The organism is Finegoldia magna ATCC 29328 (assembly GCF_000010185.1).
Taxonomy (GTDB): Bacteria; Bacillota; Clostridia; order Tissierellales; family Peptoniphilaceae; genus Finegoldia; species Finegoldia magna_H.
This window is the reverse complement of the sequence record NC_010371.1, coordinates 57567-76659: the sequence shown is the minus strand read 5'-3', so window position 1 is coordinate 76659 and position 19093 is coordinate 57567. Positions and strand designations below refer to the sequence as shown.

Below are 19093 nucleotides of genomic sequence, written 5' to 3'. Positions count from 1 at the left end.
GGATAAGAAAACAAGAAGAGCCATTATAAGCCCTTCTTGTTTTCTTCGTATAATACGTTCAACGGATTAGTGTTGACAGCTCTCTTTAAATTCTTATCGTAAACGTGGGTATATATTTCAGTAGTTTTTGAACTGGCGTGTCCTAGAATTTGCTGAAGGCTTCTTAAATCTACATTTCCATGTTGATACATAAGGGTTGCTGATGTGTGTCTAAGTTTATGGGTAGAGAACAATTGATCATTAAGGTTAGCTTCTCTTAAATATTTTTTAACAACATCTCCAATTCTTTCACAACTAATTCTAGAATATGTGTGTTTGTTTTTTGTTATAAACAAAGCTTTATTGTCTTTTGCATCTTTTGGTCTAACTCTTAAATAATCGTTGATTGATTGTTTAGTTAAATCATTTAGATATATTGTTCTTTCTTTTGCACCTTTTCCCATGACGATAATGTAATCTTCTTTTATGTCTTCAATGTTTATAGAACGCAATTCAGAACGTCTTAATGCACAGTTTAATAACATTACTATCATACACTTATTTCTAACACAGATCCATTTAGTTTTTGTACCTTTATGTTGTTCAATATCTTTATCTACTACATTAACTAGAGATACGGCTTCTTCCAACGTAAGATATACGGGTAGATTTTTTTCAGCCTTTGGAATTCTTATATTCTTTACGTTATTTTTTATATCGTAATGTTCTTCGAGATATGAGTAGAATGATTTTAATTGTCTTATCTTAGTAATGACAGAAGATTCTTTTAAATTTCTTTCAAGCTTTAATTCGGCTAAGAAATCATTGACGTGTCTTTTTTCAACTTGTTCATAAAACTTTTCATCAATACTTAAATAATGTTCGTCATATTTTCCTGTTATGATATCATAGTATGGTTTCTCGTAAAAAGTTAAAAACATCTTTTTAGTAAATATCGTAATTAGAGAAAAATAATCAATGATAGTATGCTTCGATAGGTTGTACATTACATATAAATCTTTAACGTAGTTTGAAATAAATGGGGGAACCTCCGTTACTTCAACTTTTAAAGATTTAGAATTTGTATTTAATATTTTTTCTAAAAGACTATCTCTTTGTTTCATTTTCTATTTCCTTTCTAGAATACCTATAATCTCGTTGTATTCATTTTCTGATATATTTATGTCGTTCAATTTCTTTTTTATTTCTTCTATGTCCGTCTTACCGATAAATTTAATAGGTGTTAGAACAATTTCTCCATTAATAACTTTACATTCTAGATTAGTTCCTTTGTCTATGTTTAATTCTTGCATAATTTCTTTTGGAATTGTTATTTGAGATTTGGATTTAATTTCTATAATCATAATATCCTACTTTCTGATTTTCTTCTTTAACTATATTCTGACACAATTACAATATTTTGTCAATATGCCGGGTGAGGCAGAAATAGGATGGTGGGGCAGCTATTTTTTTATAAATTTTCTAAAATCCATAAAAAAAGACCTCATATAAGCTATTATACGAGGGTTTTAATGTTTGAGGTATATAATCATATGTCTATTTAGTATAAACGTGGTAAAATGGCTCATAAAAGCTTTTAACACAAAATGGGGCTACTTAAATATTTATTTAACATACTTTTAGCAAGTTTTGGCTAAAATTTTCTTAATAAGCAAATTTTTTAAAAATTGCACAATAATTTATAAAATTTTCAACAGAGATCGTATTTGTGGGTATAACAATGATGAAGAGAATAATAGCTCGTTGAAAACAAAATATTTTTTTGGAATTTGTAGAGCATTTTAAAATAACATGTTATAATTTTAAGGTGATTTTATTTTTAAGGTGATTTTATGAAACTTAAAAAATAAATAAAAAAAGCCAATTAATGGCTTTCTTCTATCGTATGTGGCATAAAACGTTATATTATTTCCATAATATAATGCTTTTTATATTTCTGCAATTTCGTGATTTGCCCTATTGATTGGTTAATTTCCAAAATAGTCCTTGCTAAGTCCAAGAATAGCTGCTCTGTTTCGCATTTTCTTTAAAGTAGTTGTGATACATTTTTCAACAACGCTTCTATCAACGTTAAACTTTTCAGCAATTTGTGGTTTGGAGTAGTTCGAATAAAACAACATGGTCATTATATATTCTGTTTTATTTATGCCTTTACAAAGAAGTTTAAAGATTTCATAATTTTCCGAATATACTTCATTAATATTTGTGTCATCTTTGTATAAGCTTTGTATTTGTAAATCATTATGAAACTCTAAATACATATCTTTGTCTTGTGCATCGGTTAACTCGTCTAAAGATTTTACTGTAGCGTAGTTGCACTTATCGAATTTAAAATCATTAGCAATACCCTTTTGTTTCGCTTTTCTATAATCTTTTTGGATATTTTCATAAAGCGTTCTAGTGCCTGTAAAGTGTCTCAAATGATGGTCTCTACAATAATTTTTAATTTTACCTTGTATGCAACTTGAAGCATATGTAGTAAACCTTATCTTTTTAGATGGATCAAATGTATCAAAGCATCGATACACAGCGGTCAATCCCTCTGAAACAAGATCGTCTCGAATTTCTGAGAAATCAAAGTTTTGATAATTTTTACGATGGCAATATGAATTTACATAAGAATAAACTAACGGGATAAGTTCTTTTAAGAAATTATTCGCTAATTTTAGCCTACAGTTTTCGTCTATATCAGGATTATTGTATGCTTTGAAAAAGTTTTCTTCATCCTCTTTTGAAATGTTTTTCCTTGTTTCGTTAGAGCTTGAAAATGGCGTTATTTTTCTAGCAATGCCTTTCTTTAGCCCTTTAACAATTGTATATTTTTTATTTTTCACACTTTTCCTCCTCAATAGTTATTCTATCAAGTTTTTTGTCTATTGTGTTAAAATATAAAATATAGGGATAGAAATTCTGTCATATATTTATTCTGAAATAGGTCTATAGAATTATATTTATTTTATAACAATGCCTTATTTATATAATATACTACCTTGATTAAGACAAAAAAATAACCGTAGAATCTGCATCTACGGTTATAATTAGCTATTTATTTTTGAAATTCTTGAAATGCCTTATATTTTTCTACTTCTTCTGGATGGCTTTCCTTATACTCTTTTATCATTGAATTGATTAAGCTTACCATTGTATCTTTCTTCCAAATTGATAAGAAATCAATAAAATTATAATCTTCCTCATATATTCTAATACTCTTTGAATTATCTGTCTTTCTTTCCAAAATATTAGTGTTTATAATGTTCTTGTTCTTTTTGTTATTATCGTCTCTATAATCTCTGCTTTTCATAATATTCCCCCCCTACATACTTACGGTTCTAGTTAGTGCTTCATCTAAAACATCTTCATACATTTTTAATGTACGCTTGTCATATGGTAAATGGCTTGTTATTCCGTTATTAGACCACGATTTTACCCTGTCTGATGCCTTAATCATGTTGCTAAAACAATCTACGTTAAATTCGCTATTATATCTTTGTATATACGTTCTGTCGGTAGATGAATCCCCCACTAAATATGGAACTATTCCTAATAATTCAAATCCATCAAATACTTGATTTGATATTTGTGTTAAAAACATAAAGTATCTGTCTGTGCTATCAAATGCTAGTGGTACTGTTTGTGTTGCTATAATTACATAATCACTTGCTATTATTGCGTTTTGTGTTGACAATCCCGTTGTAGGAGATGTATCAATAATTATATAATCATAGTCATTTCTAACTTCGTCTAGCTTAGTCCTTAAAATAAAAGGAATGGATTGTTCTTTATAAACCTTTCCAACGTTATTTTCGAAGTTCGCCATATCCCAACTACCTACTAGTATGTCTAATGTACTTGTTACGGGTTGAATATAGTCTTTTATGCTTCCAGATGAAAATAAAGCTTGGTATATGTTTTTGTTTTCATCAAATTTTTTTCCATAAGTTATTTCTAAAAGCTTAGATAAATTTGATTGTTGGTCTGTATCGATCACCAATACTTTTTCTTTTCTAAGATCACTAAGTATATATGTGAATACAGTGCTAAGTGTAGTTTTTCCTACTCCACCTTTGTTATTGCCTATAGTTATAACCATATTTCCTCCTTTACTTGTCATTTGTTACATGTGTTTTGTATTATAGTTACATTATACCATTGTGTTAATGTAATTGCAACACATTTCTATATGTATTTTAATTACTTGTAGTTTTGTAGCATTGTAGTTATTATTTTATCTTTATACATGCTCTTGTTTTGTAGCATTGTTTTCTTTTATATTATTTTATTTGTTTAAGTATTTTGATGTATTATTTTGTTATTATATTCTCGATATATTTCCATATCTATTGTGCTTACTTGTCAATTTATGTATTATAGTTATTATTTTATCTTTATAGCGTTTCTTACTTTGTTACATTGTTTTCTTTTAAATGATTTTGTGTATTTAGGCATTACAATTAAATCGGTACATACTCTTGAGTGTTTGATTTGTTTTAAATGCAACAATTTCTGTCATTCATGGTGTGTGAGGTGAATTTTTCTACCATAAATATATTTGAAAGGAGTTAAGTTAAAGATCAGATATACATTATCGTAATGTCTGATCTGTTACTCAAAATAGTGATGAAAATAGATTATAACAACATTAGACCGCTTGATGAAAGTGATTACAAATTAAAACCTGAGAAAGAAATAGCTAAGGAGCTTCGACATATTAGAATTAAACAGCTACATCTATCTCAAAAGGACATTGCTAAACTTTGTGGAATTTCAAGAACTGCTTGGGGTCATTACGAGAAAGGAAGATGTCTTCCAGCAAGAGAAAGAATGGCAAAAATAGCTACGTTAGCTAATAGAACAGTTCAAGAAATTTTCTATGATGTAAATGTAGAAAACTAGAAAGAGGGATATGTATGTATAGCAATTACAAACTGCGAATACCGTTAATAAAGATTATTGACAAAGCTTGTCCTCGATCAAATCATTATATAGGTACTAACATTCACGATAGATTAAGTTTTAAAAATAAAAATCTAGTTTACTCAAATCTTCAAAATGGAGACAGTACCCTCTTCACTGATAGTGGATATTCTTTTGAAAATGGTGATGTAGAAATGCTTACATTGGCTGATGTTTTAGATATGCAAGCAGATATTTTGGACTGTAGATTTGATAAAGATTATTTAAAAATTAAAGAAGAATTTGTATCATATTTTGAAAGAATGGGTGCAATTAAAAGAAATAAAGATGAAGAATTACTAAAAGATATATTAGAACAACTATAAGGAGGAAGTTAGTTGAGGTGGTCGTGTGAAGAAATGCAAGTATGTAAAAAGGTGATTCAAGATAATCCTAAAGAAACACTTTCTAAGGTTGCAGAAGAAATAACCAAAGAATTAGATAGAACCTATAGCTCTGTTAGATCTTTTCTTCTATATAATCTTGAGATTATTGATTTTAGAAAAGAATACGAGATATTTACAAACAAGGAGAGGAGACAAATCATGAGTGAGGATTTATACGATGAAGATGAATCAGTAATAGATGATGAAGGTAATTTCAAAATAGATTATAAAAGATATTTTGATAGGGTAAAACAAGAAAACAAGATAGCAGAAAGATTTGTAACAGGTAAAAAATACGCTATTTATGATGTGAATAACACTAAAGAAAAATTCAGATGTTACGCTACCCTAGTTGATAAAGATGAAAGATTTGCAAGGTTTAAAATCAAATCATTTTGCGAATGTTTTTTGTGGAATGATTATGGCGTAGGCTGGAAAGCAAAAGAGGAGTAAGTATTATGGATAAAAACAAAACATATTGTTGTAGCCTTTATGGAGATAAGGGAACGTATTTGAACGAGATGTTCGATAGTTTTGATAAGGCAAAAACTGAAGGTCTAAGGGTTTTACGAGAGTTTAACGAAAACATAGATAACTCTGACTATATCCCCAATCAAGATATTTTTGCAGAAGAATTAGTGGAATTAGTGGATTCATGTAATCGTTCTGAAATTATATCTTTATCAACAATAAAGGAATTTTGGATAATTGAGTTCGAAAAACCTGAAATTCCACAAAACTGTGGAGAATGGATTGTTGAAACTATTGATGAAAATTATTGGGATGAGATTAATTTTGCCTATGATAAACATAGTTTAAAAGAAAGTCTAGGCGATGAAAAAATAAAAGAACTAAGCAATCTTATTTATAATTTTTTAGATAAAGAAACTGAAGACTACGAATATTCATTAATGTCAGAAAGTTATATCGTGGGCGTAGACTAGACTCTCGCCCATTGTTTTATAGGAGAATATTATGGAAAATACAAGAACAGAAAAAGAAATTCAAGATATCAATATGGCTGTGTTTATCGATACGGTAGACAAAATATTAGGGAAAGAATTAAACACAAAACAAGCAAAGAAAATTATTAGACAAATTAAAAGATTGGAAAGAAAAATAAGTACTCGTGAATCTGGGAAGGCGTTAATAACTAATAGTTTATGCGTTGTCCTGGGTTGGGAAGAAAATACAGAATATATTGTAGACAACAGAAGATATAAGATCTCAAATAATATCTTATATTACAAAGACCCAATGTTCAATGTTTGGCAAGAAAACAAAGGACAATTATCAAAATTTGATAAATTCTTCAATGCTAAAGAAATTAGTGAAAACTATCATCTATATAACGAAGAATTGGGCGATTACGGATATCTAAATGTCGTTGATTTTAAAAATGATGAAGAAAAGATTTTATTTGATGGAAACAAAAAGATCTTTGGTATAAGAAATATATTTACTGAAGAAGAGTGTAATTACTTGAAAAATAAATATAAATCTGCTAATTTATGTGAAATGATAGATATTTCTCAACACAACGAACAATAGGTAACGAAATAAAAAAGGAGATGTAAATATGGGATCATCAGAAATACACGATTTGTATAAAGAGATAAAAGAAAATATATATCATAGCGTTCCAGAACCATACGACCTCGATAAAAAATATATGGAGTTCGAATATTGTTATTTGGAATCAGAGCTTTATGCTATTAGAAAAAAAGGGAAAGAAATAATAAGCCTGGTTAAAGCTAGAAGCCCACTTCAAGCGATAACAAAGGTTTTGGAGGAATAATGGAAGAATTAAACAAAAAAATATTAAATGTGACACAAGACCTTGATCTATATGTGGATATCTATAATAACGTTCTTGCAACTATAGAAAAGTTATCGGATTTATTAAAAGGAGTGTGCTTAGACGATCTTGACCTGATAAAAGACAGTATCTGCAATGTGTATATAACACTCGTTGTTGGAAACGAACTTGATTCTAAAGTAGATTTAAATAAAATTTATACGATTATGCGAGAGTTCAGAAAAGTTTCTAAAAAACCTTGTGAAAGTAAACTAATCATCATAGAACAAATAGCGAAACTTATTAATTTTATCGTAGGTGTTCAAAATTATAAAAAGCTTGTTGCATCAGGTATTATTGATGTCCTATTAACTGTTTGCGATTCTTATAATATAGAGATTTTAGATTGCGTGAAAATTGAATAATGTTAACTGTGGGAAGTGGGCTTTTGTCGACTTCCTTTTTTGGTACATTGATTAGGTGTGTTAATTTGTGGTGTTATCGGTATTCTCGCTATTTTATATACACAAGAAATAAAAAATATAAAGGAGAAATAACTATGGGATTAGATCAAAATTTGTATGCTGTTTATTTTAGCAATATTGGTGACGTGGAGTATTTTCCAGACAGGTTTTTTGCAAGCGATTATATTGATGAAGACAATAACTACTTGTATCATTGTTCAGAATTAGCATATTTCAGAAAAGTCAATATATTGCAAGGATATTTCGAAGAAAAATACAACATTGATAACTGCGAATATGTTCGAGTTTCTGACGAGGATATAGAATATTTGCTTAATGTTTGCAATAAGTTTTTAAAATGTTTTTCGAAAGACTTCATTCAAGAGGTTCAAGATTATTGTGATTTGTCATTAAAAGAATATGCTAAGAAATATAGCATTGATTATTCGAATATCACAATAGACCAAAGCAACGCTGGAGAAATTAATACAGAGATTTTCGATAGTATTAATCAAAGATTTAAAGAAATTGTTTCAGAAAATAAGGAATGTTCTGAAATAGTCGAAGAAAAGCTTCCGATAACAGAAGGCTTTTTCTACGGTAACTATGAGCTAAATATCTACTATCTGTTAGATATTTTAGAAGTTAAAGAAGCTTTCGAAAATGTTGAAGATTTTTTGATGAACACAGAAGATGAAGATGTTTATTATACATGTTGGTATTAGAATTTGAGGGCTGGCTTTCTCCCGTTCTCTATTGGAAAAAGTCAAAAAGCAGGTATATAGCACCTGCTTTTTTTGGCTTATATTAGCTTGTTCATCTCTTCCATCTCTTGTAGCACATCTTTTGCATAAACAATTTCGCAAGGTTCATCAATTTTATTGAATGATTGTGGAAGATAATAGTTTATTATCGGCTTATACACTCCCCTATCTTCTCTAACTATGGCTACAAGCTTAGGACTAAACTCATGTAGGTCTTCTCTAAATTCTTCCAAAAGATTTTCATAATCGTAAGATATGTTTATTCCGTCACATAATCTTGATAATATGAAGGCTGTTTGCAGGTCTAGGTCTTCGACATTCATCTCCCCTGCTCTTATACTGTCAATCATTCCTTTCTGACTACTCCCCACGACTAAAGTCAGGGGGTTCTCTTTTGGCATAGCCGAAGATTGCTTCATTAAATAAATGATCTAGTCTTCTTTAACAGAGAACTCAACAAATCTATATCGTATGATATGCACTTCACTAGCCCAGCCTTTAAAAGACCTGCTATGTGCTTATGATTTTGTCTTATTTAAGTCGGTGCAGTCAATCCGACTGATTAATAAATTTATGCGATTAACCAACGCATTTCTTTTATTTCTTTTAGTTTATTAATTTCTATATTGTGCAAGTTAACAAACTTGTCATACTTCTTATCACACAAATCAGTATCTACTGATTTTAAATCATCACTAACATTTTGAATTAAAAATGCCGAATACAAATCTCTTTGTATTTTAATATCATCTATTACATTCCATCTTTGGGATAGTTTCTTTTTAACACAGTTTTTCGTTTTATGATTAAATTGACTTGCCTTAACTTCGAATGTGTCTATTCTTTTTAAATAGCTACCTACATAGTGTAGTTTTCTGTCTATGATAGTTAACAGTTGGGAAGGAGAGTTATTGCAAAGAGACTTTCCGAATCTCTTTTTCTTATTAATCTTTCCGTTCTTTTTGTTTATCGTTGTGTTCTTTGCTCTTTTTTGCAGGGCGTTAAATCTCATTGTTTCGACTTTAATATCTACACCTAATTCTATTATCTTATTTGCCAATATTTCTTGATATTCTTTTCTTTTAGTCGCTAATTTACGGTACAAGTCTTTTCTTTTTTGCCTTAACTTAATGTATCTATTAGAATATATCCATCTTTTTGAGCCCTTTTTAACCGTTCCGTCATCATTATAGTTTTTGGGATTATTTATTCTCTTAGATCGTTCTAGTTTTCTATCTAATCGTCTCAATTTTTTGTATTCATTTTCGGTATTAGATAGCTTTTCTAATTTAACACAACTATCCGATACTATAGCAACGGATGATGTTCCGATATCAATACCGACTGATTCTTTTCCGTAGTTTCTTTTCTTAGGAGGAATACCTTCTTTGATTACTTGAACGAAATATCTAGTCTTTCTTCTGATTGTTCTTTTAAGTATTCTAATGTATTTAGTCTTATCGTTTCTTGATTGGATATTGTATATGTCATTTTTCTTTTCTTTAATCTTTAGCTTTAAATCATTCCATATTACGATATCATCTTTTAATCTAAGACCTGTATTATTGCTTTTGTTCTCAACAGACATATCGCTATATCTGTTTTTAAAATTAACTTTATCAGCAATATGATAGTGTAGTTTTCCCACTGTCTGAAAAGCCCTAGTAGCAAGTTTTTGTGCTTCTTGAGATCCGATATGTTTAGCATACAGCTTTCTTATGTCTTTAACATATTTATGCATGTCGTATTCTGAATAGTTCAAAGATAGTTCTATTTCTTTAAGTTTTCTGTTTCTTTCCTTACTTGATTTTTCTTTCAAAAGACTGCTGTATTCTTCGTTGTTTCTTAATCTTTTAAGTCTTTTCAAACACTCATTAAGACAAGCATTGTATATAGACTTGGCACTATTAAATTTCTTTTCCAAACTTTTTCTATCTCTAGTAGTTGTCAATAGTTCATATTCAACTACATACGATGATGTCTTAGCTTTCATTTATACACCTTTCTGTTGTTCTATATATTTTTTTACTACCTTGTCGTTTATGTGTCCTACAGAACAAGAGAAATAGCTTCTAGTCCATAAACTTGGTATTTTACTTTTTAACTCTGGAAATTCATTCCTTAGTATGTTAGAAGATTTCCCTTTTAGTGCTTTTATTACTCTATGAAGACTTTTTCTAGGGTCAAATTCTATAAATAGATGAACATGATCTGGCATTATTTCTATAGCCTTTATATCTATTTCTTCATCCTTAGCGATTTCTAGAAATATCTCTTTTAATCTATCGTCAATTCCGTTTACTAATACTTTTCTTCTATATTTAGGACAAAAGATAATATGAAATTGATGTTTGTATACTATGCCTTTTTTTCTAGTGTAGTTAACCATTGATATCACCTACATTTATTATGCCATATAATAATAGATATATCAATAATAAACTATCTTTTAAATTTTTCTTTAAAGGTTGTTTCCCATTCATCTCCACGACTAAAGTCGGGGGCTTTCTGGAGCTTTATTGTTAACACCTGTGCTTTGTTCGATTAGTTCAGATTTGAACGCTTCGTTTTCTAACAATAATTTTATTTTTTCTATATCAATAGTTTTTGAACTCATTTTTCCGCCTACAATCTAAAATTCGTCTTCCGGTTCAACGTAGCAGTACTTTTCCATTTCTTTCAAAGCATCTTCTACTTTTACAATTTCGCATTGTTGATTGATTTTACTGAATTCAGATTGTAGATAATAAGAAATAATCGGCTGATAACCATATAATTCATAGTCTCTCACAATCGCAACGTAGTCACTGTTTTCGTTAAAAGAGCCAATACCTATATACCCCATCAATTCTCTATAGTCTTCTTTTATGCACTCGTTTTCGCCTAACTCAATAAGTTTCATAACCTGTGATATTCTAAGATTTTCGAATTCCATATATCCCATTCGAAGCCCTACAATTAATTCATAGTCTAATCCGGTTTTCTCTGCGATTTCTTCTAGTGGCATTCCAGAACCTAATGCTTCTCGTGCTTTCCAAATTTCTAACTTCCTAATTTCTAAATCCATAAACAAAACTCCTCTACCATGTATTTATCATTATTTTATCACAAAACATTAGAGAAAAATTAAATAAGCCCCTAATAAACTTTTGTTCAATCGTTATAATATTGTCGATTGGAATTATCTAGCTATTTCGTTGATATAATTTGGGAAACATATGTGAGTATGGGTACATCTTGTAGTGTCACAAATAAATAATTTCATTGTGATTTGTCGATATATTACATACATAAGAAAACAATGAATAAAAAGGAGAGTAGATTATGATAACTGTAAAATCAAAAAAAGAACTTGTAGGGAAAAACATTTTGATGGATGGAGACTGGTTTTCGGCTGAACATATTGTTCAATACGAGATAGAAAAAATAACTGATGTGGGTAATGATTGGATCCAAACGAGTCAATCTGCTCCATATGGTTCAACTAATAGTACAGATCTTAATAGTTTGGTAAATAATTACGAAACTTTAAAAAAAGATTTATTAGAGCGTTTTGATAGAAAGAAACTTTCGCCCGATACCATAGTAAAGATAGAGTTTTTCGATAATTATAAATGTTTTGTAATGATAGATACTATTAATAGAATTGAAGATATGATATCAGATTTTGTTAATCAAGATTTTATAAATAATGGCTTTTTCGAGAGTGAAAAAATGCTAATAACGAAAATTGTAAATATCGACCTAATAACTAAATTTATTTATGATCGAATTTTATCTGATTGGGCATATAATGTAGATTTAGAGCCTTTATTAGACCCTATAAAAACGAAAAATAAAGATTGTACAGTTATTATTTCTCCATCATCAAGGCTTGATATTAAAAATCAAATAACAATTTTCAAAAATAACGAGCCAATCGGACACATTAATTGCAAAACAAATGAAGAAGTCAAAAGTTGGCTATCAATATTGCAAACAGAATATCAACTATAATTTGAATGAACAATGCCCCGCTACAATATTGTGGGGCAATTTTTTACTCATAGGTAGGTTCAACGTATAGCCTAGCGAATAATTCATATACATGTTTCTTGTCGATATATTACATACATAAGAAAACAACAAAGGAGGACAATAATGATAGCTATTGTAGCACAAATCGTACTATTTTTGCTAATAATATGTTTAATTTTTGCGACAAATATTGTATCAAAACATGCGTTAGTATGTGCATATTTAACATCAGCAGATTGTAAGTCATTAAGTTTTATATTAATAATAATGAGCATTTTCTTCTTTTTATTAAACTTCGTATGGCTTAAATTGATATTTATGCTTTTGTGGAACTAGCAAAACAAATAAAATAAAAGAAAACAATAAAGGAGTGTATATTATGGGATACAGGATGAGTAACAAATACAGATGTGCTTTGAAAAAAGCAAAAACTATAAAAGACTGCCAAAAAGCTTATGAGGATGAGTGGGATAGAAAATACGAACAATACAACAAAGAAATGACAGAAGAAGAAATAAAAAATGGGGATCCATTTAATAGACTAATTTGCGAAGAGTTTGATATTGTAATGAAAGCCGAGAAAAGAGCAGAGGAAATCACGGGAAGAAAATCGTGGAATATGAGAATTATTCCTAAAACTTAATCAGCCCAAAAATAAAAAATATATAAATTAGTCAATATTTCCTTAGAAACACTCCCCCACAATTAATCTTTGTGGGGGCTTTTATTTATATATTGGTACATGTCATAGGTGTGCTAATTATTTGTGGTCTTGTCATTTGTCGATATATTACATACATAAGAAAAACAAAGGAGAAAATTATGGAAAACACATTATACGAACAAAACGTTCAACTTAACCAAATTATTGAGAGATTAGCAGAGCTTAATCAAATGGTTCCTGAAACAGAAATGGATGAACACAGGATTAAATTAGAGCGTGAATTATTGCTTGAAAAGTTTAGAGACTCTACCGAATCTTTAGAAGAAAAAGCGAATAATACAGCTGGTTATATAAAACATTTAGAAAACAATGTCAAAGAGATTGATGAAGAAATTAAAAGGCTTAAAGCAAGAAAAGATAGCTTTAATAATTCTATAAGTTTTTTGAAATCGGCTTTGTCAACATTGTTTAATCTTTGTGACAAGAAAAAACTTAAAACAGCATTATATACATTTACACTAGCTAAAGGAAAAGGCAAGGTTGTTATTGAAGATGAAGCAAAACTATCTGATGAGTATCTGATACCTCAACCGCCTAAACCTGACAAACAAAAACTATATGACGATATTGCTAATCAAGGGTTGATAATTGACGGTGTTCAATTAGAATATAGTGAATCATTAAGAATTAGATAACATTTAAGGGGAGCTTGGTCTCCCCTATTTTTGTGTCTGTTTGGTACATTGTAGTAGGATTGTTAATTTATTGACCACTGCCCTGTTCCTGATATTCTACATATATAATTAATTAAAGGAGAGATAAATATGATTTTATTCCCAGTTTGGTACGATAAAGATAACAGAGAGGTTTTTACAAATAATCAAAATATTTTGTTCAAAAATAAAAACAGATTAAAAAAAGCTTCTGAAATGTCTGATGAAGAGTTAAAAGAAAACTTGTGTACTTTATTGCAAAACAATTTTGCAGCAGAACCAGACCAACCTATAGCTAATTCATCTGTGTATCGAAGAGAAAAGATCGTGTTCAGTCGTTGGCACTAAATTAAGGAGAAACTGATGTCGAATAATGAGCGTTTGTTAACAATAATACTATTAGGCGAATTCATTCCGATAATACTGTTGGAAGCTTTTTTGCATGTGAAATATTATAGAACTAACAACAAAAAATATCGTAAACTAATACTGTTATGGGCGGGTATCGGGTATTTGTTCGGGTTTTTAGATTTATACGTTGTAGATTTTTTAGCTTAAAAAAGTCATTTGTCACTTGTGGGTTAATCACAAGTGACTTTTTGTATTTTTATGGGCAACCTGTTATGTGGGTATAACAAATTTGAATATTATAACTCAATATTAAAAAAAGAAAGGAAAATAAATAATGGGAAAATATCAAATTATTATGATAGCTCTTTGGATACTATTAGTAATAATTCTCGGATATGATCTGAAACGTTGGATTCAAGGAAATTACAATTATCATGTACTTAGAATATTTGTTGTAATATTGCTAGTAATTGGCATAATATATGATGCAAAATGTTGGGATGATAGTAGAGAACAACAAAACGCTAAAAAGTTTAATCAACATTTTGAGATCGAAAGAGCCGATGAAAAATATATAACAAAATTTCAACAAGAATTTTTGCAAAACATCATAGATGTTAAAATGAAAAATAATAAGTCGAAACAAATAACATTAATGCCACTAAACAACAAAGGGTATATCAGTTTAGATATTCAAACTAATCAATTTGAAGAATTAGAAACAAATCACTATTTTAAAAGGAATAAAGAAAAATTTAAAAAATCATTAAAAAATAACCCTATTAAAACAGAAACGTTAATAAAGATATTAAAAAACGACTTAAACGATGATTTTGCGGTAACACAAGAAACAATAAAAGAATCCAATGGTGTAGAAAATCAATGGATTGTTATTAGTTGGAAGTAAGTGAGTACAAAGATAATGTTTGTATTTGTTATTCAAACTATAACAACTTTTATTGCGTTTATAACAACATCATTGTCGATTTATGTAACTGTAAAATACGAAAATTCTGTAGAATCTATAGATAATAGGCTAGAAGCAACAATAGTCGTACTTTTAGCATTATTGGCAATTTTTGGTGTTATATGTACACTAAGTGTTTTGGATTAAGAAATAAAATGGAAAGACTAATAAGAAAAAGAGATTTGAAGGATAGGAATAATGGAGACGGTAATTAAAATAAATTTAATAAGTATTGTGTGTTTTGTTGTATTATGGTTATTATGTTTGAATTTAACAGATAATATAGACTATTCAACTAGAAAGGCAATTCAACCATGGCTAGATATGTTTTATCCTATTCTTTTAATTGATAGTATCATCATGTTTGTAACATGTCTATTAGGAATAGCAAAAACAATGGATATTATAACAATAATTCTTTTTATTTGTGTAATAATAATTAGTTTAGGCATTACATTATTACAATTGTTTGAATATATAAAATCTACTATCGATTGGTATAGAACATGGAGTATATTTGGACTAACTTTGGTGATGTTGATTCTTTTGACAGGCTACTGTATATATTTGAAAAATTCACATCCAGAAATATTAGATCAAATAGGAGGAAACACGCAAGAAATTCAAACGTTTAAACTTGAAAAACCAAACAAAAAATCTATAAATAGTTTTCAACAAGAATTTTTGCAAAATATGATAGACATTGCGACAAAACATAGTGATTCAAATGAAATATTATTGATACCTGTAAATAATAAAGGATATGTTACTTTAAATATCCAAACCGAACAATTAAAAGAATTAGAAAAAGACAATTATTACAAGAAAAATAAAAAAAGGTTCGAAAAATCATTAAAAAATAACCCTATTAAGGCAAATACCTTAATAAAAATTTTGCAAGACGATTTAAAAAATAATTTTGAGATATCGCAAAAGTTAATAAAGAACATCAACAATACAGAAAATCAATGGATTGTAATTAGTTGGGAATAATAGAAATTTTAAAAAAATAAAAGAAAGGAAAGTAAATGAAAACAAAACATTTTATAACTACATTGACAATAATAATGTCTGTGATCAGCATAATACTTTCATTTACAAGTATTAAAATTGTTTTGAACTCTAAAAATACTTCTAAAATTAACATTAATCAAAGTGAATTTTATCAAAAGTCAAATTTTAAAACTCTTGATGTGTCGAATTTATTCGGTAATGTAAGTAAAGAATATCAAGAAAAACTCGATAAAAAATTAAAAAATTGGAAAAACTAAAAGAAAGGTAAAAATTTTATGAAATTAGAAAAAACAAATCTAAATATAGAGAAAATAGATAATATTTCTATCTTCTCTTATAATGACTGCATTTTAGGTTTCACAGACAATGAATTTTTAGATGATATATCATTTTTCCCAATTGTCATCAATTCAAAAAATTACGATAAAGATAAACTTAAAACCTATTTTAATTTTATAAACATAATGTCAGATTATAATGACTATAGCAATTTGCCTGAGTATAATGTTTATTTTAAAGAATATAATAAAGTTTATAACAATCGTGACGAATATGACATTATGGAACTGATAGAATTATCATCAAATTGTGATGTGTGCATAACTCCCGAACACGCTTCAGACCTAATCAATATAGTCGAAAGTCTAATGAACGCATTTTCTGAAAAAGACGATAAATTAGTTATAAATTCTATTGAAAAAGACAACGTAACAACAAAAATACTATCTTTAGATGATGATAATTACCTTCAAATAGGTATTAACCGCTTAGGACAACACTTTATGAGTTATCACAGTACGACAGACGAAATAGACGACATTGTCAAAATATTCGAACATATTTTTGAAATGTTAGATAAAAATTTGAAACAAAAATAGGAGAATAAATTATGAAATATTTCACAGAAAAACACAACTTAAAAGTAGGAACAAAGGACAGTGCAGGAATTGATCTTCCAGCCTGTTTAGACGAAAAAACAACAGTAAAGGCTAAAGAATATGTAGATATCAATACGAAAATTCACGTAGAAATACCACAAGGTTGCTTCGGAATGGTCGTTCCCCGTTCATCTATTGGAACTAAAAAACATTTAGCACTACAAAATACCGTAGGGATTATCGATTCTGACTATCGTGGTGCGATTAAGCTTAAATTCTTTAACTATGGTAATGAAAATATCGCTATCGAAGACGGTGAGTATGTCGCACAAATGATTATAGTACCATATACTTCAGTTGATTTGCAAAAAGTAGATACATTAAACGAACTAAGCGAAACTGAAAGAGGTGCTGGTGGATTTGGAAGCACAAATAGATAGGAATATAGGAGGAATATTATGGAAGATACAAAGAAATTAATTTCGGAAAATTTTAACATAATCAATTATAAAGCTGATCTAATCCATTTTAACTGTTTAGTAAAACTTAAAACAAATCTTAATGGAATTTATCTAAAACTTAATTATAGAGATCTTAAGATGATTTGCAATAGAAATCAAAACATTGTAGATAATCAAAATTCGGAATTTATATATTCTGAATCCGAAGAAGATGCTTATTTGTTAAAACGTGATGATATCTTAGGCGTAAAGTTTAATAAAGATGGGTTTATGCTTGCTTCAATGTTAGATGAAGTATCTCAAAAAATAGACAAAGCAATGAATATGAATTCAAATTGCTCTGACGTATCTAACAAATCTGAATATGATAAATTAGCTAAGTTGATTGAGCAAAAAAAACAAATCTTAATTGCCTTAAGAATTGATTATTCCCCTGCCCCATAACATGGGGTTTTGTTACATGTTCTAGGTTGGTTACTTATTTGTGGTGTTGTCACTTGTTGATATATTACATATAACAAAGAAACAAAGGAGAATAATAAGAAAGGGATTAAATGGATCTTATAAGTTTATTTTCTGGTGCTGGTGGATTAGATTTAGGCTTTATTAAAGCGGGATTTAATGTTTTAGTGGCTAATGAATATGACAAAAGAATATGGGAAACCTATGAAAAGAATTATGAAACAAGGCTGATTAAAGATGATATAACTAATGTGAGGTCTAATGAACTTCCAGATTGTGACGGTTTAATAGGCGGCCCTCCTTGTCAGTCTTGGAGTGAAGCCGGTTCTCTAAAAGGGATAGAGGATCCAAGAGGGCAGTTGTTTTATGAATATATAAGGATTTTACGAGATAAAAGTCCTAAATTTTTTCTTGCGGAAAATGTAAAAGGAATGATGGCAAAAAGACATAATAAAGCTGTTCAAAGTATAATTTCACAATTTAACAAAGCTGGATATGATGTTTTTATACACTTATTAAACGCTTCTGATTATGGTGTTGCTCAAGATAGAAAAAGAATTTTTTATGTTGGCTTCAGAAAAGATTTAAACATATGTTTTGATAATCCTCCAAAAAAATTCAATTATAAGCCTACCCTGAAAGATGCTATATATGATTTGAAAGATACAGCAATACCTTCTTTGAATAGAAACAAGACTAATGGTGATAATTGTAAGGTTACAAATCACGAATACTTTACTGGTTCTTATTCCCCTATATTTATGAGTAGAAATCGTGTTAGGTCGTGGAATGAGCCGGCCTTTACAATTCAAGCTTCTGGAAGACAATGTCAATTGCACCCACAAGCCCCTAAAATGCTTAAAATTAGTAAGGATAAACATATATTTGTACCAGGTAAGGAAAAACTGTATAGAAGATTGACAGTAAGAGAATGTGCTAGAATTCAGGGATTTCCCGATGATTTTATTTTCTACTATAAAGATGTGAATGATGGATATAAGATGATAGGAAATGCAGTTCCAATCAATTTAGCATTTGTAATCGCAATGAATATAAAAAGTCATATAATGTCAGTATATTGTTAGTTCTCTCCCCTGCTATTATCTGGCAGGGGCTTTTATGTGGGTACATATTCTGGGTGTATTAATTATTTGTGGTGTTGTTACTTGTTGCTATATTACATACATAGCAATGATAAAGG

Annotated in this window: 31 protein-coding genes; 21 read left to right on the top strand and 10 right to left on the bottom strand. The window is 29.1% G+C overall.

The window, feature by feature from the left end:
- Positions 1–23: 23 nt before the first annotated feature.
- The 5 genes from FMG_RS09045 to FMG_RS09025 all read right to left on the bottom strand — a co-directional run bounded on the left by FMG_RS09045 (position 24) and on the right by FMG_RS09025 (position 4090).
- Positions 24–1103, bottom strand: coding sequence for a tyrosine-type recombinase/integrase (locus tag FMG_RS09045; RefSeq protein ID WP_012289913.1), 1080 nt, complete (start codon positions 1101–1103; stop codon positions 24–26).
- Between the two features lie 3 nt (positions 1104–1106).
- On the bottom strand, positions 1107–1343 hold the full coding sequence (locus FMG_RS09040) for an AbrB/MazE/SpoVT family DNA-binding domain-containing protein (RefSeq protein ID WP_012289912.1): 237 nt from the start codon (positions 1341–1343) through the stop codon (positions 1107–1109).
- Positions 1344–1967: 624 nt separating this feature from the next.
- Entirely contained in the window at positions 1968–2834 is an 867-nt protein-coding gene (locus FMG_RS09035) for a sigma-70 family RNA polymerase sigma factor (protein ID WP_012289911.1), read from the bottom strand.
- Between the two features lie 212 nt (positions 2835–3046).
- On the bottom strand, positions 3047–3301 hold the full coding sequence (locus tag FMG_RS09030) for a hypothetical protein (protein WP_012289910.1): 255 nt from the start codon (positions 3299–3301) through the stop codon (positions 3047–3049).
- Positions 3302–3313: 12 nt separating this feature from the next.
- Positions 3314–4090 carry a ParA family protein gene (locus FMG_RS09025; RefSeq protein WP_012289909.1) on the bottom strand — a complete coding sequence of 259 codons (777 nt, stop codon included), beginning with the start codon at positions 4088–4090 and terminating at the stop codon, positions 3314–3316.
- Positions 4091–4617: 527 nt separating this feature from the next.
- Here FMG_RS09025 and FMG_RS09020 point away from each other — a divergent pair.
- The 8 genes from FMG_RS09020 (at position 4618) to FMG_RS08985 (ending at position 8326) form a co-directional block, all read left to right on the top strand.
- Complete coding sequence (locus FMG_RS09020; protein ID WP_158297419.1) at positions 4618–4893, top strand: helix-turn-helix transcriptional regulator; 276 nt, start codon at positions 4618–4620, stop codon at positions 4891–4893.
- Between the two features lie 14 nt (positions 4894–4907).
- Positions 4908–5279: a hypothetical protein gene (locus FMG_RS09015; RefSeq protein ID WP_012289907.1), complete on the top strand. Its 372-nt coding sequence runs from the start codon at positions 4908–4910 to the stop codon at positions 5277–5279.
- Between the two features lie 33 nt (positions 5280–5312).
- On the top strand, positions 5313–5792 hold the full coding sequence (locus tag FMG_RS09010) for a hypothetical protein (RefSeq protein WP_148161033.1): 480 nt from the start codon (positions 5313–5315) through the stop codon (positions 5790–5792).
- Between the two features lie 5 nt (positions 5793–5797).
- Positions 5798–6283: a hypothetical protein gene (locus FMG_RS09005; protein ID WP_012289905.1), complete on the top strand. Its 486-nt coding sequence runs from the start codon at positions 5798–5800 to the stop codon at positions 6281–6283.
- A 31-nt stretch (positions 6284–6314) separates the two neighbouring features.
- The gene (locus FMG_RS09000; protein WP_012289904.1) at positions 6315–6890 is read left to right on the top strand and encodes a hypothetical protein; all 576 of its coding nucleotides are present in this window, start codon (positions 6315–6317) and stop codon (positions 6888–6890) included.
- Between the two features lie 28 nt (positions 6891–6918).
- Complete coding sequence (locus FMG_RS08995) at positions 6919–7137, top strand: hypothetical protein (protein WP_012289903.1); 219 nt, start codon at positions 6919–6921, stop codon at positions 7135–7137.
- On the top strand, positions 7137–7562 hold the full coding sequence (locus FMG_RS08990; protein WP_012289902.1) for a hypothetical protein: 426 nt from the start codon (positions 7137–7139) through the stop codon (positions 7560–7562). The genes FMG_RS08995 and FMG_RS08990 overlap by 1 nt, the downstream gene beginning before the upstream one ends.
- 134 nt (positions 7563–7696) lie before the next feature.
- Positions 7697–8326, top strand: coding sequence for a hypothetical protein (locus tag FMG_RS08985; RefSeq protein ID WP_041250686.1), 630 nt, complete (start codon positions 7697–7699; stop codon positions 8324–8326).
- A 77-nt stretch (positions 8327–8403) separates the two neighbouring features.
- Here FMG_RS08985 and FMG_RS08980 read toward each other — a convergent pair whose 3' ends face one another.
- From FMG_RS08980 to FMG_RS08965, 5 genes are all read right to left on the bottom strand, one after another.
- Positions 8404–8715: a hypothetical protein gene (locus FMG_RS08980; protein WP_148161032.1), complete on the bottom strand. Its 312-nt coding sequence runs from the start codon at positions 8713–8715 to the stop codon at positions 8404–8406.
- A 221-nt stretch (positions 8716–8936) separates the two neighbouring features.
- Positions 8937–10358, bottom strand: coding sequence for a hypothetical protein (locus FMG_RS08975; protein ID WP_012289899.1), 1422 nt, complete (start codon positions 10356–10358; stop codon positions 8937–8939).
- A complete protein-coding gene (gene tnpA / locus FMG_RS08970; protein WP_012289898.1) occupies positions 10359–10754 on the bottom strand; it encodes an IS200/IS605 family transposase in 396 nt (131 codons plus the stop codon).
- A 102-nt stretch (positions 10755–10856) separates the two neighbouring features.
- The gene (locus FMG_RS09925; RefSeq protein ID WP_262348804.1) at positions 10857–10982 is read right to left on the bottom strand and encodes a hypothetical protein; all 126 of its coding nucleotides are present in this window, start codon (positions 10980–10982) and stop codon (positions 10857–10859) included.
- 15 nt (positions 10983–10997) lie between these two features.
- The gene (locus FMG_RS08965) at positions 10998–11432 is read right to left on the bottom strand and encodes a hypothetical protein (protein WP_012289897.1); all 435 of its coding nucleotides are present in this window, start codon (positions 11430–11432) and stop codon (positions 10998–11000) included.
- Positions 11433–11689: 257 nt separating this feature from the next.
- On the opposite strand from FMG_RS08965, the gene FMG_RS08960 reads away from it, so the two are divergent.
- The 13 genes from FMG_RS08960 (at position 11690) to FMG_RS08895 (ending at position 18977) form a co-directional block, all read left to right on the top strand.
- Complete coding sequence (locus FMG_RS08960) at positions 11690–12361, top strand: hypothetical protein (RefSeq protein WP_012289896.1); 672 nt, start codon at positions 11690–11692, stop codon at positions 12359–12361.
- A 144-nt stretch (positions 12362–12505) separates the two neighbouring features.
- Positions 12506–12718: a hypothetical protein gene (locus tag FMG_RS08955; RefSeq protein WP_012289895.1), complete on the top strand. Its 213-nt coding sequence runs from the start codon at positions 12506–12508 to the stop codon at positions 12716–12718.
- A gap of 43 nt (positions 12719–12761) precedes the next feature.
- Positions 12762–13025: a hypothetical protein gene (locus tag FMG_RS08950; RefSeq protein ID WP_012289894.1), complete on the top strand. Its 264-nt coding sequence runs from the start codon at positions 12762–12764 to the stop codon at positions 13023–13025.
- Between the two features lie 179 nt (positions 13026–13204).
- A complete protein-coding gene (locus tag FMG_RS09485; RefSeq protein WP_012289893.1) occupies positions 13205–13741 on the top strand; it encodes a siphovirus Gp157 family protein in 537 nt (178 codons plus the stop codon).
- Between the two features lie 129 nt (positions 13742–13870).
- On the top strand, positions 13871–14107 hold the full coding sequence (locus FMG_RS08940) for a hypothetical protein (RefSeq protein WP_012289892.1): 237 nt from the start codon (positions 13871–13873) through the stop codon (positions 14105–14107).
- A gap of 337 nt (positions 14108–14444) precedes the next feature.
- On the top strand, positions 14445–15017 hold the full coding sequence (locus tag FMG_RS08930) for a hypothetical protein (RefSeq protein WP_012289890.1): 573 nt from the start codon (positions 14445–14447) through the stop codon (positions 15015–15017).
- Positions 15018–15224 (top strand): hypothetical protein, encoded by a 207-nt coding sequence (locus FMG_RS08925; RefSeq protein WP_041250685.1) that lies wholly within the window; start codon positions 15018–15020, stop codon positions 15222–15224.
- Between the two features lie 51 nt (positions 15225–15275).
- On the top strand, positions 15276–16070 hold the full coding sequence (locus FMG_RS08920; protein ID WP_012289889.1) for a hypothetical protein: 795 nt from the start codon (positions 15276–15278) through the stop codon (positions 16068–16070).
- A 35-nt stretch (positions 16071–16105) separates the two neighbouring features.
- Positions 16106–16348, top strand: a complete 243-nt coding sequence (locus FMG_RS08915) for a hypothetical protein (RefSeq protein WP_012289888.1) — start codon at positions 16106–16108, stop codon at positions 16346–16348.
- An 18-nt stretch (positions 16349–16366) separates the two neighbouring features.
- The gene (locus FMG_RS08910; RefSeq protein ID WP_012289887.1) at positions 16367–16969 is read left to right on the top strand and encodes a hypothetical protein; all 603 of its coding nucleotides are present in this window, start codon (positions 16367–16369) and stop codon (positions 16967–16969) included.
- Positions 16970–16980: 11 nt separating this feature from the next.
- Positions 16981–17409, top strand: coding sequence for a dUTP diphosphatase (gene dut / locus FMG_RS08905; RefSeq protein ID WP_012289886.1), 429 nt, complete (start codon positions 16981–16983; stop codon positions 17407–17409).
- Positions 17410–17427: 18 nt separating this feature from the next.
- A complete protein-coding gene (locus FMG_RS08900) occupies positions 17428–17874 on the top strand; it encodes a hypothetical protein (protein ID WP_012289885.1) in 447 nt (148 codons plus the stop codon).
- Positions 17875–17984: 110 nt separating this feature from the next.
- On the top strand, positions 17985–18977 hold the full coding sequence (locus FMG_RS08895; RefSeq protein WP_012289884.1) for a DNA cytosine methyltransferase: 993 nt from the start codon (positions 17985–17987) through the stop codon (positions 18975–18977).
- The last annotated feature ends 116 nt before the right edge of the window (positions 18978–19093 follow it).

Bases quoted from the DNA above. Each gene is read 5' to 3' on its own strand.
- FMG_RS09045 (WP_012289913.1), bottom strand. From the start codon at position 1,103: ATGAAACAAAGAGATAGTCTTTTAGAAAAAATATTAAATACAAATTCT.
- FMG_RS09040 (WP_012289912.1), bottom strand. From the start codon at position 1,343: ATGATTATAGAAATTAAATCCAAATCTCAAATAACAATTCCAAAAGAA.
- FMG_RS09030 (WP_012289910.1), bottom strand. From the start codon at position 3,301: ATGAAAAGCAGAGATTATAGAGACGATAATAACAAAAAGAACAAGAAC.
- FMG_RS09025 (WP_012289909.1), bottom strand. From the start codon at position 4,090: ATGGTTATAACTATAGGCAATAACAAAGGTGGAGTAGGAAAAACTACA.
- FMG_RS09020 (WP_158297419.1), top strand. From the start codon at position 4,618: ATGAAAATAGATTATAACAACATTAGACCGCTTGATGAAAGTGATTAC.
- FMG_RS09015 (WP_012289907.1), top strand. From the start codon at position 4,908: ATGTATAGCAATTACAAACTGCGAATACCGTTAATAAAGATTATTGAC.
- FMG_RS09010 (WP_148161033.1), top strand. From the start codon at position 5,313: ATGCAAGTATGTAAAAAGGTGATTCAAGATAATCCTAAAGAAACACTT.
- FMG_RS09005 (WP_012289905.1), top strand. From the start codon at position 5,798: ATGGATAAAAACAAAACATATTGTTGTAGCCTTTATGGAGATAAGGGA.
- FMG_RS09000 (WP_012289904.1), top strand. From the start codon at position 6,315: ATGGAAAATACAAGAACAGAAAAAGAAATTCAAGATATCAATATGGCT.
- FMG_RS08995 (WP_012289903.1), top strand. From the start codon at position 6,919: ATGGGATCATCAGAAATACACGATTTGTATAAAGAGATAAAAGAAAAT.
- FMG_RS08990 (WP_012289902.1), top strand. From the start codon at position 7,137: ATGGAAGAATTAAACAAAAAAATATTAAATGTGACACAAGACCTTGAT.
- FMG_RS08985 (WP_041250686.1), top strand. From the start codon at position 7,697: ATGGGATTAGATCAAAATTTGTATGCTGTTTATTTTAGCAATATTGGT.
- FMG_RS08980 (WP_148161032.1), bottom strand. From the start codon at position 8,715: ATGATTGACAGTATAAGAGCAGGGGAGATGAATGTCGAAGACCTAGAC.
- FMG_RS08975 (WP_012289899.1), bottom strand. From the start codon at position 10,358: ATGAAAGCTAAGACATCATCGTATGTAGTTGAATATGAACTATTGACA.
- tnpA (WP_012289898.1), bottom strand. From the start codon at position 10,754: ATGGTTAACTACACTAGAAAAAAAGGCATAGTATACAAACATCAATTT.
- FMG_RS09925 (WP_262348804.1), bottom strand. From the start codon at position 10,982: ATGAGTTCAAAAACTATTGATATAGAAAAAATAAAATTATTGTTAGAA.
- FMG_RS08965 (WP_012289897.1), bottom strand. From the start codon at position 11,432: ATGGATTTAGAAATTAGGAAGTTAGAAATTTGGAAAGCACGAGAAGCA.
- FMG_RS08960 (WP_012289896.1), top strand. From the start codon at position 11,690: ATGATAACTGTAAAATCAAAAAAAGAACTTGTAGGGAAAAACATTTTG.
- FMG_RS08955 (WP_012289895.1), top strand. From the start codon at position 12,506: ATGATAGCTATTGTAGCACAAATCGTACTATTTTTGCTAATAATATGT.
- FMG_RS08950 (WP_012289894.1), top strand. From the start codon at position 12,762: ATGGGATACAGGATGAGTAACAAATACAGATGTGCTTTGAAAAAAGCA.
- FMG_RS09485 (WP_012289893.1), top strand. From the start codon at position 13,205: ATGGAAAACACATTATACGAACAAAACGTTCAACTTAACCAAATTATT.
- FMG_RS08940 (WP_012289892.1), top strand. From the start codon at position 13,871: ATGATTTTATTCCCAGTTTGGTACGATAAAGATAACAGAGAGGTTTTT.
- FMG_RS08930 (WP_012289890.1), top strand. From the start codon at position 14,445: ATGGGAAAATATCAAATTATTATGATAGCTCTTTGGATACTATTAGTA.
- FMG_RS08920 (WP_012289889.1), top strand. From the start codon at position 15,276: ATGGAGACGGTAATTAAAATAAATTTAATAAGTATTGTGTGTTTTGTT.
- FMG_RS08915 (WP_012289888.1), top strand. From the start codon at position 16,106: ATGAAAACAAAACATTTTATAACTACATTGACAATAATAATGTCTGTG.
- FMG_RS08910 (WP_012289887.1), top strand. From the start codon at position 16,367: ATGAAATTAGAAAAAACAAATCTAAATATAGAGAAAATAGATAATATT.
- dut (WP_012289886.1), top strand. From the start codon at position 16,981: ATGAAATATTTCACAGAAAAACACAACTTAAAAGTAGGAACAAAGGAC.
- FMG_RS08900 (WP_012289885.1), top strand. From the start codon at position 17,428: ATGGAAGATACAAAGAAATTAATTTCGGAAAATTTTAACATAATCAAT.
- FMG_RS08895 (WP_012289884.1), top strand. From the start codon at position 17,985: ATGGATCTTATAAGTTTATTTTCTGGTGCTGGTGGATTAGATTTAGGC.